This window comes from Yimella radicis, assembly GCF_054778255.1.
On record NZ_BAAGZR010000025.1, the window covers coordinates 146,967 to 161,990 of the forward strand.

Annotated in this window: 16 protein-coding genes; 5 read left to right on the forward strand and 11 right to left on the reverse strand. The window is 68.0% G+C overall.

Annotation, left to right across the window (positions count from 1 at the left end):
- Positions 1 to 11: 11 nt before the first annotated feature.
- From ACYU8W_RS13675 to ACYU8W_RS13725, 11 genes are all read right to left on the reverse strand, one after another.
- Positions 12 to 1,460 carry an NADH-quinone oxidoreductase subunit N gene (locus tag ACYU8W_RS13675; RefSeq protein WP_141927604.1) on the reverse strand — a complete coding sequence of 483 codons (1,449 nt, stop codon included), beginning with the start codon at positions 1,458 to 1,460 and terminating at the stop codon, positions 12 to 14.
- A complete protein-coding gene (locus tag ACYU8W_RS13680; RefSeq protein WP_499469899.1) occupies positions 1,457 to 2,953 on the reverse strand; it encodes a complex I subunit 4 family protein in 1,497 nt (498 codons plus the stop codon). The genes ACYU8W_RS13675 and ACYU8W_RS13680 overlap by 4 nt, the downstream gene beginning before the upstream one ends.
- On the reverse strand, positions 2,947 to 4,920 hold the full coding sequence (locus ACYU8W_RS13685) for an NADH-quinone oxidoreductase subunit 5 family protein (protein ID WP_499469901.1): 1,974 nt from the start codon (positions 4,918 to 4,920) through the stop codon (positions 2,947 to 2,949). Before ACYU8W_RS13685 ends, ACYU8W_RS13680 begins: the two co-directional genes overlap by 7 nt.
- Before the next feature lie 89 nt (positions 4,921 to 5,009).
- Positions 5,010 to 5,318 (reverse strand): NADH-quinone oxidoreductase subunit NuoK, encoded by a 309-nt coding sequence (nuoK, locus tag ACYU8W_RS13690; RefSeq protein ID WP_129625277.1) that lies wholly within the window; start codon positions 5,316 to 5,318, stop codon positions 5,010 to 5,012.
- Entirely contained in the window at positions 5,315 to 5,845 is a 531-nt protein-coding gene (locus ACYU8W_RS13695; protein ID WP_141927601.1) for an NADH-quinone oxidoreductase subunit J family protein, read from the reverse strand. Before ACYU8W_RS13695 ends, nuoK begins: the two co-directional genes overlap by 4 nt.
- The gene (locus tag ACYU8W_RS13700) at positions 5,842 to 6,357 is read right to left on the reverse strand and encodes a NuoI/complex I 23 kDa subunit family protein (RefSeq protein WP_370447352.1); all 516 of its coding nucleotides are present in this window, start codon (positions 6,355 to 6,357) and stop codon (positions 5,842 to 5,844) included. The genes ACYU8W_RS13695 and ACYU8W_RS13700 overlap by 4 nt, the downstream gene beginning before the upstream one ends.
- Positions 6,354 to 7,322, reverse strand: a complete 969-nt coding sequence (gene nuoH, locus ACYU8W_RS13705) for an NADH-quinone oxidoreductase subunit NuoH (protein ID WP_499469904.1) — start codon at positions 7,320 to 7,322, stop codon at positions 6,354 to 6,356. The genes ACYU8W_RS13700 and nuoH overlap by 4 nt, the downstream gene beginning before the upstream one ends.
- Positions 7,322 to 7,855 carry an NADH-quinone oxidoreductase subunit C gene (locus tag ACYU8W_RS13710; protein ID WP_499469906.1) on the reverse strand — a complete coding sequence of 178 codons (534 nt, stop codon included), beginning with the start codon at positions 7,853 to 7,855 and terminating at the stop codon, positions 7,322 to 7,324. The genes nuoH and ACYU8W_RS13710 overlap by 1 nt, the downstream gene beginning before the upstream one ends.
- Complete coding sequence (locus ACYU8W_RS13715) at positions 7,848 to 8,441, reverse strand: NADH-quinone oxidoreductase subunit B (protein WP_129625273.1); 594 nt, start codon at positions 8,439 to 8,441, stop codon at positions 7,848 to 7,850. Before ACYU8W_RS13715 ends, ACYU8W_RS13710 begins: the two co-directional genes overlap by 8 nt.
- Positions 8,431 to 8,814, reverse strand: a complete 384-nt coding sequence (locus ACYU8W_RS13720) for an NADH-quinone oxidoreductase subunit A (protein WP_239702404.1) — start codon at positions 8,812 to 8,814, stop codon at positions 8,431 to 8,433. The genes ACYU8W_RS13715 and ACYU8W_RS13720 overlap by 11 nt, the downstream gene beginning before the upstream one ends.
- Positions 8,815 to 8,948: 134 nt before the next feature.
- Positions 8,949 to 10,391 (reverse strand): HNH endonuclease, encoded by a 1,443-nt coding sequence (locus tag ACYU8W_RS13725; protein ID WP_499469909.1) that lies wholly within the window; start codon positions 10,389 to 10,391, stop codon positions 8,949 to 8,951.
- A gap of 246 nt (positions 10,392 to 10,637) precedes the next feature.
- On the opposite strand from ACYU8W_RS13725, the gene ACYU8W_RS13730 reads away from it, so the two are divergent.
- The 5 genes from ACYU8W_RS13730 to ACYU8W_RS13750 are packed head-to-tail and all read left to right on the forward strand — an operon-like array spanning position 10,638 to position 14,996.
- The gene (locus tag ACYU8W_RS13730) at positions 10,638 to 11,258 is read left to right on the forward strand and encodes an urease subunit gamma (protein WP_499469911.1); all 621 of its coding nucleotides are present in this window, start codon (positions 10,638 to 10,640) and stop codon (positions 11,256 to 11,258) included.
- On the forward strand, positions 11,255 to 12,964 hold the full coding sequence (locus tag ACYU8W_RS13735; protein ID WP_499469913.1) for an urease subunit alpha: 1,710 nt from the start codon (positions 11,255 to 11,257) through the stop codon (positions 12,962 to 12,964). Before ACYU8W_RS13730 ends, ACYU8W_RS13735 begins: the two co-directional genes overlap by 4 nt.
- Complete coding sequence (locus ACYU8W_RS13740; protein WP_499469914.1) at positions 12,964 to 13,599, forward strand: urease accessory protein UreF; 636 nt, start codon at positions 12,964 to 12,966, stop codon at positions 13,597 to 13,599. The genes ACYU8W_RS13735 and ACYU8W_RS13740 overlap by 1 nt, the downstream gene beginning before the upstream one ends.
- A complete protein-coding gene (ureG, locus tag ACYU8W_RS13745; RefSeq protein ID WP_499469916.1) occupies positions 13,592 to 14,323 on the forward strand; it encodes an urease accessory protein UreG in 732 nt (243 codons plus the stop codon). The genes ACYU8W_RS13740 and ureG overlap by 8 nt, the downstream gene beginning before the upstream one ends.
- Positions 14,307 to 14,996 (forward strand): urease accessory protein UreD, encoded by a 690-nt coding sequence (locus ACYU8W_RS13750; RefSeq protein ID WP_499469918.1) that lies wholly within the window; start codon positions 14,307 to 14,309, stop codon positions 14,994 to 14,996. The genes ureG and ACYU8W_RS13750 overlap by 17 nt, the downstream gene beginning before the upstream one ends.
- Positions 14,997 to 15,024 lie beyond the last annotated feature (28 nt).

Here is a 15,024-nt window from a genome sequence, read left to right on the forward strand (position 1 = left end):
CAGGCGTCCGTTCAGTCGACCAGCCAGAACAACAGCTGGGGCGCGAGGTTCACGACGACCAGCGCGGGCACCCCGGCAACGAGCAGGATCAGGTGCAGCGGGTGGGCACGCAGACCACGGTCGACGGTGTCACCGCCGGAGCTGAAGATCTGCCACACCCATCGCAGGTACACCGCGACGCCGATCATCGCGTTGATCGCGGCGAGTACCAGCAGGAGCCACTGCCGCTCGTCCGCGACGGGGTGCAGCACCGCGACCTTCGCCAGCACTCCGCCGATCGCGGGAGGCAGACCGGCGAGAGTCAACAGACCGAGCGAGAGCAGGACGCCGGTCCACGGCTGTCGTCGTCCGAGTCCGCGCAGAGCATCGAACGCGGTGACTGCAGAGCGTCCCTGCTGGTGGGCGACCGCGGTGAGCGCGATGAAGATGCCGAGCGTGGCGACGGCGTAGATGACGACGTACGCGGCCGCGGCGTGCACCGCACGGCTGGACGAGGTGGCCAGCGGCAGCACGATCCAGCCGGCCTGGGAGACCGAGGACCACGCCAGGAAGCGCAGCGTGTCGTTCTCACGCAGCGCCATGACGTTGCCGAGCGTCATCGACAGCACCGCGATGACCGCCAGCGCGACCATGGCCGCTCCCCCGACCGCGGCGATCGGGCGGGCGACCACCAGCAACGCCCCCAGTGCAGCGATCTTGGACACCGTCGCAAGCAGCGCGGTCATCGGGACGGACGCACCCGCGTACCCCTCGGGAGTCCACGCGTGAAAGGGCACGAGCGACAGCTTGAACCCGACACCGGCGACGATCAGCATCAGCGCGACGGCGAGCATCGGGCGGGTGTCAGGGTTGTCGATCGCGACCTGCACGGTGTCGGCGTCGAAGGTGGCCGAACCGGTGGCGGCGAACCACATCGCCACACCCATCGCCGTCACCGCGAAGGAGACCAGCGACGTCGTCAGCAGGTTGAGCGCGCCGTCCACCGCCGTGCGGCGGGCGCGGACGGCGACCAGCGCGATGGTGGGGACGGTCGCGAGTTCGAGCATCACCAGCCACGCGGGGAGGTCGCGGGCGGCGACGACGCCCGTGGCGCCCGCGGTCACGGACAGCAGGGCCGACACCTGAATCACACTGTGCGACTTCGCGATCCGGATCGGCGCCGCGAGCAACGTGACGACGAGTGCCGAGAGCAGCGCGGCTGCCTGCAGACCCGCCGAGACGTTGTCGACGACGTAGAAGCAGTTGCCCTCCGGTTGACACAACGAGGTGGCCGGATCGTCGAACACCCGCGTCAGCGAAGGGACGGTGCTCGCGGTGGCCGCGGCCAGGGCGAGGGCCGCCACGACGAAGTGGACGGTGCGTCGGCGGGGCACGACTGCGTCGATCACCAGGACGAGGACGGCTGTGACCGCCGGGATGATCACCGGGAGCAGCGGCAGCCAGTACACGTGGATGTTCATCGGATTGCTCCCGACTGATCGACGGCAGGGGCCATCAGATCGAGCAGCCCGGTCGGCCAGACGCCCAGCACCGCGATGGCGATGATCAGCGTCGCGATGACCGTCCACTCCAACGCGGACGCATCACGCCAGGGCGCGGGCTCGGGCACCACGCGTTCGCTGCGGTCGGATGAGCCGCCCCAGACGGTGCGCGCGACGCGCAGTGCGTACGCGGCGCCGAGCACGGCACCGATCGCGGCCACGGCGGCCAGCACCTTGAACAGCGTCCGATCGGATGCCGGTTGCCAAGCGGCGAGGAGGGTGAGCAACTCGGACCAGAAGCCGGCCAGCGGCGGCAGACCGAGGGAGGCGGCGAGGCCGAAAAGCAGAGCGAAACCCAGGCGGGGGCTGACGTCGCGGACGGCCTCCCGAGGCACGTCCAGGCGGTCGTCGTGCCAGCGCTGCTTGAGCCCACCGACCACTGCGAACAGCAGCGCCGAGATGAGTCCGTGGCTGATGTTGCCGAAGAGAGCCGCCTTGAGACCGAGTTCGGTGCCGGTCGCGAGCGCCAGCATCACGACGCCCATGTGGGCCACCGAGGAGTAAGCGATCAGGCGTTTGAGTGACGGTTCGACCAGGCAGACCAGACCGGCCCAGATGATGCCGATGACCGCCAGCACGCCGACGAGGGGTGCGAGCGTCTGCCAGCCTTCGCGCAAGGGTGCGACGAGCAACCGGATGACGCCGTAGGTGCCGAGCTTCAGCAGGACGGCCGCCAGCAGCATCGAGCCGCCGGTGGGTGCGGCGGTGTGTGCGGCGGGCAGCCAGGAATGCAGCGGCCACAGCGGCACCTTGACTGCGAACCCGGCCAGCAGCATCGCGGCGATGGCGGTCTGCTGGGGTGCGTTGAGGGAGACGCCCCGGGCGAGTTCGGTGAGGTCGGCGGTGCCGGAGGCGAAGACGAGCGCCAGGATTCCGGCGAGCATCAGCGTCGAGCCGAGCACCGTGTAGAGCACGAACATGAGCGCCGCGCGGCGGGTGCTCTCGCGGTCCCGCTGGTCGCCGAAGACCGCAATCAACACCCACATCGGCACGAGGACCATCTCGAAGGCGATGAAGAACAGGATCGCGTCGCGGGCCAGGAAGCCGAGCAGGGCGCCGCCGACCACGATCAGCAGACAGCCGAAATACGTTGCGTCCGAACCAGATCGGTCATCAATCCGGCGGTGCAGCATCGCGAGCAGACCGATCGCGGCGGTGAGGACGATCAGCGGAATGCTGATGCCGTCGACACCGAGGTGGAAGCGCAGGCCGAGCGAGGGCACCCATTGCCGGTCGAAATCCGGTCGCTGGATCGACACCACGACGGCGAGGGCGGTGGTCGCAGCCGCGGCGAGCGCCGCGATCGCGAAGGCAGAGGTCTCGCCGACGGCGCGTGGCCAGCGTCCGCCGCCCACGAGCGCGAATCCGGTGACGAGTGGCACCAGCACGAGAGCCAGCAGGATGATCACCACAGCGTCACCCCCAGCACTCCGGCCAGCACGACGCCGCAGGCGAGGGCGACCAGACCGACCGACGGGGCGCCGGTGTGCACGCGTCCGCTGCGGGTGGCGAGGGTGAGCGCACCGGTGCCCAGGGCGCGAACCCCGCGCTCCAGCATCGCGTCCGCGCGGGCGACCACGCCGGCGAGCATCTCGACCGGCCGGGCGACCAGCGCGAGGTAGAGCCGGTCGACGTCGGCGCCGCGGGAGGCGAACGTACGCAGGTACAACGGCAGGCGGGACGCGGCGTCCCCGAAGGTGGTGCGTACCGACAGCGCCCGCACCAGCAACCCGGCGGCGGCGATCGCGAGCAGCCCTGCGGCCACGATCAGCCACTGCGGGTGCATGTAGTCGATGTCGAGCCAGGGGCTCAGGATGAGCGCGCCGCCGCCGATGCTGATCAACGCCAGCAGGCCCAGACCCATCCGGGTCGGCCACGGCGGACGCGGCAGGACGACTTCCGGTTCGGGCTCAGGCTCGGGCTCGCGGCGCAGCGGGCGACCGAACTCGTCCACCGGTTCACCCTCGACCAGCAGGTCCATCAGGCCGACTTCCTGCACCGAGTGCGAGTCGTCGAGCACGTCCATGACGAAGTGGCGCTGCAGCACCGTCTGGTGGGTCAGGACCAGCCAGGCGCGCATCGCGTACGCGGCGGTGAGCGGGATGACCAGCACGAGCGCTACGGCGGCCACGTAGGAGGACTGCCGTCCGTCGGCAACGCCCTTGAAGACCTCGTCGACGATGAGGTCCTTGGACACGAAGCCGAACAGCGGCGGGATGCCGACGAGCGCCAGCAGGCCGCTGCCGACGAGCCAACGGGTCTTGTGGTGAGTGGTGACTGCGCCGGACATGCGCTCGACGATCGTGCCGCCGACCAGCACCGCGAGCCAGCCGACCATCAGGAAGAGCAACGCCTTGAAGCCGGCGTGCGCGAGCAGGTGCAGCACGACGACGTCCGGCCTGACCGCGTCCGGAAGACCGGCGAGGCCGGTGAGCATGAGCCCCATCTGCGAGACGGTCGACCAGGCGAGCAGCTTCTTCAGGTCGTGCTGCAAGAAGGCCAGCAGCGCACCGACGACGGTCGTGATCCCGGCGAGGATCGCGAGTGCGAGCGTGGCCCTCGGGGCGACCAGGAAGAGCGGGTGCAGGACGCTGACCAGGTAGGTGCCGGCCGCGACCATCGTGGCCGCGTGGATGAGGGCGGACGCGGGCGTCGGGCCTTCCATCGCGTCGGCCAGCCAGTCCTGGAAGGGAACCAGCGCGGACTTCCCGGCGACGCCGCACAAGATGCACAGCAACGCCACCGTGAGCGAGCGCTGCGGGTGGGCGCTCCAGAACTCGATGATGCCCGGGATGGAGGTCGTCTTCGCCCAACTCGCGAGCGCGACGAGCCCGATGTAGAACGGCGCATCGGCCAGACGAGTCACCAGGAACGCCTTGTAGGACGCGCGACGGGCCTTCGCCCGCTCGGATTCGTGGCCGATGAGGACGTAGGAGCACCAGCCCATCAGCTCCCAGCCGATGAGGGTCAGCACCACGTCACCGCTGAGCACAACCAATTGCATGGCGGCGGTGAAGAGCGCGACGGTCGCAGCGAACGAGCGGTACCGCGGGTCGTTGTAGAGGTACCAACGCCCGAACATCTGCACGACCAGCGACACCAGCGCCACCGCGCAGGCCATGAGAATGCCGAGTCGGGTGACGTGCAGTTGGAGCGGCAGCGTGAGTTCGGCTGAACTGATCGGGACGCCGACGGTCGGCACGCTCGACCGCAGCCCACCGCGCATCGACTGCCAGACCAGCCAGGCCGGCGCGAGCAGACCGAGGAAACCGGTGATCCGGACGATCCACGCGGCGACCGCGTTCGGGCTGCGGAACAGCAGCACCAACAAGGCGCCGAGGGTGGGCAGCAGGATCGCCAGGTGACTGGGTTGGAGCATCAGGTCGAGCGCACCCGTGGTGGTGTCGAGTAAGGGGTCCTCGCGAAGTATCGGAGCGATGGACGAGTGGAGAACTTCGTGGGGTGTCTTCACTCGTCGTCACCTCGAGCAGCGGTGACATCGATGTTGCCGCGTGCGCGGTAGGCGAGCACGACGAGCCCGAGCGCCACGGCGATCTCGGCGGCGGCGATCGTGATGAGGAAGACGGTGAGCGTCTGACCGGCCAGGACGGTGTCGGAGAACTTCACCCCGGCGGTGATCAGCAGAAGACCCGCGGCACCGAGCATGAGCTCGACCCCGATCAGCACCAGCACGGCGTTGCGCCGGGCGAGCACGCCGTACAGACCGACGCCGAAGAGTGCCGCCGACAGCGCGAGCGGCAACCACAGGTGGATCACGCGTCCACCTCGTCGTCGTCGTACACCTCGTCGAGTTGCATGCGGGACAGCATGATTGCGGTGACCAGCGCGATCAGCAGCAACAACGACAAGAGTTCGAACGGCCACGACCAGGTGGCGAAGATCTGGGTGGCCAGTTGCTCGGTGGTGTTCGGTCGCAGGCTGACCTTGCCGGTGCCGAACCCGGTGATCAGCGCGGCACCGATGAGGGTCGCGGTGGCGGCACTGAGCACGAGCGCAGCGGCGCGTTGGACGCGTGGGGTGTCGTGCGCCTTCGAGCGACCGATGGGTGCGCGGGTCAGCATGAGTGCGAACAGGATCAGCACGACGACCGCGCCGACGTAGACCACCAACTGCACCAGTGCGACGAACTCGGCACCGAGCACGAGGTAGCAACCGGCGAGGGTGCCGAGGCTGACCACGAGCCACAAGGCCGAGTGCAGGATGTGCTTGGTCGTCACGGCGAGGACCGCACTGGCCAGGCAGAGCACTCCGACGATGGTGAAGAAGACGTCGTGTGTGGTCACGAATCCGCCTCTGGTCCATCGGTCTTCGTCAGGTCGGCACCGGGGTCGATCGCTGCCGGTGGCGGGACGGTGGCCATCCACTCCCCCAGCCGGTCCTTCTCGTGCAGCAGGTCGCGGATGTCGGTCTCGGCGTACTCGAACTCCGGGCTCCAGAACAGCGCGTCGAACGGGCACACCTCGATGCAGATGCCGCAGTACATGCACAGGCTGAAGTCGATAGCGAACCGGTCGAGCACGTTCTGTTGACGCGCGCGACCTCCCTCGGTGGCCGGCGGGATCGTCTCCTTGTGCGAGTCGATGTAGATGCACCAGTCGGGGCATTCGCGGGCGCAGAGCATGCACGAGGTGCAATTGTCGGCCTGCAGCGCGATCACTCCGCGCGAGCGGGGCGGCAGGGCCGGCTTCTCGTCCGGATAGTGCTGGGTGTCGGCCGGGCGCATGGCGGTCTTGGCGGTGGTGGCCATCCCGGAGATGAGTCCAGGGATGAAACCGGACTTCTTCTTCTCGGTCACAGTTTGTCTCCGATCAGAACGACACCGACCGCGGTGATCGCGACCTGGAACAGGGCGAGCGGCACGAGGCCGAGCCAGGCGAACCGCTGCAGCTGGTCCTCCCGCAGGCGCGGCCACGAGACACGGATCCAGATGATCAACACCGCGATCACGAAACCCTTGAGCAGCGTCCAGACCCAGGCGAGGACGCCGTCGAACGGTCCGGTCCAGCCGCCGAGGTAGAGCACCGCGAACAGCAGCGACATCACGACGATGCCGGCGTACTCGGCGAGCAGGAAGAGGGCGAACCGCAACCCGGTGTACTCGGTGTACGGACCGAGCACGAGTTCGGAGTCGGCGACCGGCATGTCGAACGGGGGACGCTGCAGCTCGGCCGTGGCGGCGATGAGGAAGACGATCGCTCCGGGCAGCTGCCACAGCAGCCACCAGGGGGTCCACGCGTGGGCGATCTCCACCAGGGACAGCGAGCCGGCGGCCATCGCGAAGGAGGCGCAGGCGAGCAGGAGCGGCAACTCGTAGGAGACCAGTTGGGCGGCCGAGCGCAGCCCGCCGAGCAGGGAGTACTTGTTGCCGGACGCCCACCCGGCCATCAGCGTCCCGACCGTGCCGATCGCGCTGACCGCGAGCACCACGAGCAGGGATGCCGGAACGTTGGCGGCGATCGTGCCGGGCCCGAGCGGAATCACCGCGAGCGCCATCATGTAGCTGACCAGCCCGAGCGCAGGCGCGGTTCGGAACACTCCACGATCGGCGGCGTACGGGGTGATGTCCTCCTTCTGGACGAACTTCACCCCGTCGGCGACCAGTTGGGCCCAGCCGTGAAAACCACCGGCGTACATCGGACCGACCCGGCCCTGCATGTGGCCCATCGTCTTGTGCTCGGTCTGACCGATGACCAGCGGCAGTACGAGGAACGCCGCCAGCACGGCGGCGCTGCGCAGAATCACCTCGATCGCGACGTCCATCAGCGGGGTCCCCAGCTCTCGTCCGGGACGCCGGGCGGTTGCAGCTTGCGACGCGGCGCGCGACCGGCTTTCGCGGCGTGGGCGGTCGCGCCCTCGCCGGGCTCCTTCGCGCCGGGCCACTGCTTGGAAACACGGCTGGCCAGCACGAACGACTTACGCAGCGGGGTGCCCTCGAAACCTTCCGGCAGCAGCAGCGGACGCATCCCGCGTCCGGAGGCGTCGGTGAAGCCGGTGAAGTCGATACCGAACATCTCGTGGGTCTCGCGCTCGTGCCAGGCCGCACCCGGCCATACCCAGGTCAGGCTCGGCAGCGACGTGCCGTCGGGGACGCGGGTGTGCAGGAAGGCTTCACGCAGGGCGCCGGGGGTGATGTCGTACACGTGCAGCACGACGTCGAAGCCCGGCTCCTCGACGTCGTCGAGGTGGTCGACCGCGGTGAGGAAGTCGAAGAAGTCGAAGCCTTCGGCCCAGAGCTTGCCGGCTTGCTCCACCCATGTCGAGCGTTCGCAGATGGTGGTCAATTCGTCAGTCATCCGCGCCGCCCGTCGGCGGTTTGACGACCGGGCGCTGCAGCGCGCTCGCCGCGGTGCGGTTGTCGGCGTACCGGGCAGCCTTGGCACGCAACGCTTTCGTGCTCACCCGCTCACTCGCGATCTTCTCCTGCAACACCAGGATTCCCTGCAGGAGGGCTTCCGGGCGCGGCGGGCACCCGGGTACGTAGACGTCGACCGGGATCAGCTGGTCGACACCCTTGGTGACGCAGTACGAATCCCAGTACGGGCCACCGGAGTTGGAGCATGCACCGAACGAGATGACGTACTTGGGTTCCGGCATCTGGTCGTACAGCCGGCGGATCGCGGGCGCCATCTTGTCGGTGACGGTGCCGCTGACCACCATGAGGTCGGCCTGCCTCGGTCCGGGTGCGAACGGGATGACACCGAACCGGATGAAGTCGTGCCGTGACATGGACGCAGCGATGAATTCGATGGCGCAGCAGGCCAATCCGAAGTTGAAGACCCAGAGCGAGTAGCGGCGTCCCCAGTTCAAGACGATGCGCATCGGCTTGGGCGCGGCCGACTGCATGGGTCCGACCGTGGGCATGGGCAGGTCAGTCGACATCGTTCACCCAACTGAGCACGCCGCGGCGGGCCGCGTGCGCGAGCCCGACCAGCAGGACGCTGATGAAGATGCCCATCTCGACCAGACTGGTCATTCCCAGGCGGCTGTCGCGCAGCACGAGAGCCCAAGGGAACAGATAGACGGTGTCGATCGCGAACACCAGGTAGAGGAAGGCGTACGCCAAGTAGCGGACCTTGGTCTGCGCCCAGCCCGTGCCGACCGGGTCGACGCCCGATTCATAGGTCGCCAGTTTCGCAGGGTTCGGATCGACCGGCGCAAGCAGACGGCGCGCGATCATCGCGGCCACGAACAGCAGGATTCCGGCGACACCGACCCCACCGAGCACGAGGTAGCCACTGAGTCCGGAACGCACCCGAGCAGACTAACCAAGTTGCCCGAAGTCCCCATGAACCGCCACGGATGACGGACAATCCCGCACCGGCGCGTTGCCTTGGATCACGCTCGAGACCACCCGAACGCTGCTCGTGGTGACGCCGCCGAGCCTGATCACGCTGCCGAGGCGTTCTTGTGGTGGTGCCAGGTGACGGCGTTGTCGGTGACGGTGGCGGTGAGGTGGTCGCGGTGGACGATGCGGTGGTGGGTGGTGCACAGCAGGGCGGAGTTGTTGAGGGAGGTTTCGCCGCCTGCCCACCAGGCCACGACGTGGTGGACTTCGCACATGACGGGTGGTCGGGTGCATCCGTCGTAGGTGCAGTGTTTGTCGCGTTGGATCACGGTTCTTCGGAGTTCTTTGTCGACCAACCGGACCTTGCGTCCGACATTCAACGGTTGAGACTTGGAGCCGAGGACCATCGGGATGATCTCCGCATCGCAGGCGAGTTGTCGGATCGTGTCGGGGGTGACACCTACCCCGGTGTCGGTGACCCCGAGTCCGGCGAGGGCTTTGGCGAGCACCTCGTAGTCGATGGTCACGACCAGCCGGGCCGAACCGAACGTCTTGATGCTGCCGTCACCGTCGATCCCTTGGGCGCCCATGGCGATCAGCGTGAGTAGCGCGTCCGCGCGTCGTTTACCCGGGGACCGGGTGTCCGGTGCACCCGTCTTCGCAGCACCCTCGTTGTGGCGGTGGTTCGGCTCGTCACAGCAATCGGTGACCGGCGCCGGGGCGGACAACGCACCGATGGCGTGCTTCACGATTTCTGCGTGGTCGGGTGACAGGTCCGCGATCAACCGGACCATGCCCTCGGGCAGGTTCATCCAGGTCAACGATTCGTGTGGCCGGACGGCGTCTTCCGTGTCGTCCAGGACTTCATCACCGAACGTCGCGATGATTCGTTTGGTCAGTTCGTGGACTGCTTTGGCGCCGGAGCCGGGTTCCAGGCCGAGGAACCAGCCGAACACTTCACCCCGGTCCGCACCCGGTAGGACCGCTTTGATCTTGTCGATGTTGTCCAACGCGGTCTTGGCGATGGTGGTGTTCACGCTTGCGGTGCACACCGCGTCCGCCAGCACCTTATTCAGCGGGGACCGGCACGCATCGGCGAGTTTGCCGATCCGGGCCGCATGCGCCGGCTCGATCCCCGACCGCAACGCGGTCGAGTCGACCGCTTCCCCGGCGACGCCGGCCGGGTCACTGGTGGGTTCGCTGCTCGCCGAGGCCACGGGCACCAGAGGGCCTGCCACCGACAGGGTCTGCGCGCCCAACAACCCGTGCACGGGTTCACCGGTCGACAAGCGTTGCACCCACTGGGACGCGTCCGCGGCGGTGGACCGGTCGATCACACCCCGCCCGATCGCGTCCGTCGTCAATGCGACCAGGGAGGCCTCGGCCTGCTGCATCATCACCACCAACGACTGCGCGGTCGCTGTGAGTTCGACATCGGTCAGGTTCGACGACACCTTCCCAAGGCGCCACACCGACGCCAACGCGTCGGTCGCGGTGGCAGCGCACTTGGCTGCCTCACCGGGGTATGAGGTGGTCTCGAACATGTCTTCATCGTACAGGTGTTCGAACTCGCACGGAAGGCTTTTCACACCCCAATTTCGCTCGCCTACAACGAAATTCGCTACCCGCTGGTATCCACAGCCCCCGTCCGAGCACGCAGTTATCCACAGCGCGACTCCTGCCGTTGACAAAGGTGCCTGACCACGCACGCCACCTCTCGGCCGAGTCTTTCCACCGCCGGAACGACCACGAAACATCCCCGACACATCCGCTTGTCAGAGTCACCGGTCATGCACCTGATGCCCTCCGACACCGAGAAGCTGCTGCTGGCCGTGGCCGGCATGGTGGCCCGCGACCGGCTCGCGCGCGGGGTGAAGCTCAACCACCCCGAGTCCGTAGCACTGCTGTCGACCTGGGTGATCGAACACGCTCGTGACGGAGCGTCGGTGACGCAATTGATGGAGGAAGGGCGCGAGGTGCTCACGGCCGACCAGGTGATGAACGGCGTCGCCGAGATGATTCACGACGTCCAGGTCGAGGCGACTTTCCCGGACGGACGCAAGCTGGTCACCTTGCACCACCCCGTGCAAGGCGGGTCGGGCGAAGCGCCCGGCGCAACCAGACCGGCGCAGACCGAGCGAGAAATCAATCCGCGTCCGGCCGACGAGCGCATCTCGCTCACCCTCTCGAACACCGGTGACCGTCCGATCCAAGTCGGCTCGCACTTCCACCTGCCCGACACCAATCCGGCACTCGAGTTCGATCGCGCTGCGGCGCAGGGGTTCCGGCTCGATGTGCCGAGCGGCACGTCCGTCCGATTCGAACCGGGCGTTTCCCGCGAGGTGAGCGCCGTCAGCCTGCGCGGCGAACGCGTGGTGGCCGGCCTGCAGGTGAAGCAGAACGCGCGATGACGAGCATCAGCGCCCGCAAGTACGTCGACCTCTACGGACCGACCACCGGCGATCAGGTGCGTCTCGGCGACACCGACCTGTGGATCGAGATCGAACGCGACCTCACCGCCGAACGACCCGACGGCTCGATCAGCTACGGCGACGAAGCGGTCTTCGGGGGTGGCAAGTCGATCCGGGAATCGATGGCGCAGGGGTCGACCACCAGCGCCGACGGCGCGCCCGACACCGTCATCACCGGCGTCACCGTGCTCGACCACGCCGGCATCGTCCGCGCGGACGTCGGCATCAAGGACGGACGGATCGTCGCTCTCGGACGGGCCGGCAACCCGGACGTGACGGACGGCGTCCACCCGGCGCTGCGCATCGGCCCGTCGACCGACATCATCAGCGGCGAACACAAGATCCTGACCGCCGGCGGCATCGACCTGCACGTGCACTTCCTGTCGACCAGCCAGGTGCACGAGGCCCTCGCCGCGGGACTCACCACGCTGGGCGGCGGCGGCACCGGGCCGTCGGAGGGTTCCAAGGCCACCACGGTCACACCCGGACCCTGGCACCTGCGCAATGTGCTGCAGGGCCTGGACCACCTGCCCATCAACGTGCTGCTCATGGGTAAGGGAAATACCGTGAGCCACAACGGTTTACGCGAACAGGCCGAGGCCGGAGCTGCTGCCTACAAGGTGCACGAGGACTGGGGTTCGACCCCCGCCGCGATCGACGCCGCCCTGCGAGCAGCCGACGAGTTCGGTCTGCAGGTCGCACTCCACAGCGACTCGTTGAACGAAGCCGGGTACGTCGACTCGACGCTGCGCGCGATCGGCGGACGCACCATCCACGCCTTCCACACCGAGGGCGCCGGCGGCGGTCACGCGCCCGACATCATGTCGATCGCCTCACACCCGAATGTCCTTCCGGGATCGACGAATCCGACGCTTCCGCACACCGTCAACACCGTCGCCGAGCACCTCGACATGCTGATGGTCTGCCATCACCTCAACCCGTCCGTACCGGAGGACCTGGCGTTCGCCGAGTCGCGGATCCGGGCCACGACGATCGCCGCCGAGGACCTGCTGCACGACCTCGGCGCCCTGTCGATGACCTCCTCGGACGCCCAGGCGATGGGACGCATCGGCGAGGTGATCACCCGCACCTGGCAGGTCGCGCACGTGATGAAGCACCGCGTCGGATCCCTCGGCGGCGCGGCAGACAATCTGCGAGCGCGCAGGTACGTGGCGAAGTACACGATCAACCCGGCGATCGCGCACGGCATCGACCACCTTGTCGGCTCGGTCGAGGCCGGCAAGCTCGCCGACCTCGTGCTGTGGGACCCGGCTTTCTTCGGCATCCGCCCTGCTGTGGTCGTCAAGAGCGGCGCCATCGTGCGCGCCGCACTCGGCGATCCGAACGCGTCCATCCCGACCCCGCAACCTGTTCTCATGCGGCCCGCACTGACCGCCGAGGCCGCCCACGGCATCACGTTCGTGGGCCCCCTGGCCACGGACATCGGTCATCGCTACGGGCTTCGCCACGAGATCCAGCCCGTACGCAACACCCGCGAGGTGACCAAGGCCGACATGGTGCTCAACGACGCCTGTCCACGCATCGACATCGATCCGGAGACCTTCACGATCGCGATCGACGGTGCGGTTGTGAAGCCGTCACCGGCTACCGAACTCCCACTCGCACAGCGTTATTCACTCTTCTGATGTCCAGTCACGCACTGCTGCTCGCCGATGCGCGTCTGCCCACCGGCGGCCATACCCAATCCGGCGCCCTCGAGCCGGCCCTTCTGGCAGGAATGCCCGAGGCCGAGATCGAACAATTCCTCGTCACTCGCCTGCGCACCAGCATTCGGGTGGACGCGGCGACGGCGGTGGTGACCCGCGCCGACCCTGAACGTGTCGAGGACGTCATCAGCGCCTGGAACGCACGCACGCCCAGCCACGTGGTGCGCGAGGCGTCCTGCCAGGCTGCCCGCGGCTACCTTCGGCTCGGCGTACGCGGCGGGCTGGACGCTCGCTGGAATCGCCGCACGGACGTCCCTCGTCCGGTCGCCGTCGGTCTGCTCGCCGCACATTGGAGACTGGACGCCGAGGAGACCGCCCGCGTCGTGTGCCATGACGAGGTGCAGGCGGTTGCGTCCGCCGCCCTGAAACTCGCGCCACTCGACCCGATCGACACCGTCGGCTGGTCGCTCGGCGTTGCCGACGAGATCGACGAAGTGGTCGACGCGGTACGCGAACTGACCTCGCCCGACCACATCCCGGCTGCAACCGCCCCGCTGTTGGAGCTGTGGCAGCACGCCCATCCCACTCACACCAGGAGACTCTTCCGTGCCTGAAATCATGCTCGAAAACCCCACTCGCGCAATGCGACTCGGCGTTGCCGGACCGGTCGGCACCGGCAAGTCGTCACTCATCGGACTGCTCTGCCGCGAACTCGGCACCCAGCTCGACCTCGGTGTGATCACCAACGACATCTACACCGACGAGGACGCCCGGATGCTCCGAAGCGCAGGAGTCCTGGACGCCGACCGGATCCGTGCCGTGGAGACCGGGGCGTGCCCGCACACCGCGATCCGGGACGACATCACGGCCAATGCGACCGCCGTCGAGGATCTCGAATCCGATTACCCCGGAATGGAACTCGTGTTGATCGAGTCAGGCGGCGACAACCTCACCGCAACCTTCAGCCCGGCCCTCGTCGATGCGCAGATCTTCGTGCTCGACGTCGCGGGAGGCGGCGACGTCGTCCGCAAGGGCGGCCCTGGCATCGCCCGTGCCGACCTGTTGATCGTCAACAAGACCGATCTCGCGCCGTTCGTCGGCGTCGATGCGCAACTGATGCGGCACGAGGGCGAGGTAGCCCGCGACGGCCGACCGGTGATCGCCCTGTCGCGCAACGATCCGGCGTCCGTGCAGTCCCTCACCGACTGGGTACTCACCACCCTCGCCGCCTACCGGGCGGGCGACCACCAGGCGATCGACCCGGGTCCGATGGCTCCGCATTCGCACGCCGACGGCACCACCCACGAACACGCGGGCGCCGGTGCCCACAGTCACTGAACCGCGCACCACCCGCATCGAGGTACACCCCGCAGGAGACACCGTCCGGACGAGGTTGCGCACCGGTGTCCTGTCGCCGCGCATCACCCACCAGCAAGGTCACCGGCTGAGCGTCACCCTGGTCGCGACCGAGGCCCTACTTCTCGGCGGTGACCACGTCGTGCTCGAGGTCGTGGTGGGTGAGGGTGTACGACTCGACCTCACAGACGTCGCCGCCACCGTGGCGTACGACGGCCAGGGACACAGCGCTCGTTGGACGACGCGCCTCACCGTCGCATCCGGCGCGAGCCTGCACTGGTGGGGCGAGCCGCTCGTGGTGTGCGACGGTGCAATCGTGCACCGCTCATTGCATGCAGCCGTGGCCGAAGGAGGCGAACTACTCATGCGCGACGCCGTCCGTCTGGGCAGGCACGGTGAGCACGGCGGCGAACTGCACTGCGAGACCCTCATCGAGCACGCCGCCCGGCCTGCCGTTGTGGAACACCTCGTTCTCGACGATTCCCATCGCGACCTGCCCGGGTATCTGGGCGAGCACCGCACGATCGACACGGTCACGATCGTCGGCCGACGCCCATCCCCGGCGACCGACATCTTCGAACTCGCTTCCCCCGGAGCGATCCATCGCACATACGAATCGCCTCGGCAACGAGGCATTTTCGCGCGCTGGCAGTGACCAGTCGACGTCCGGCGCCTTGGTGTCG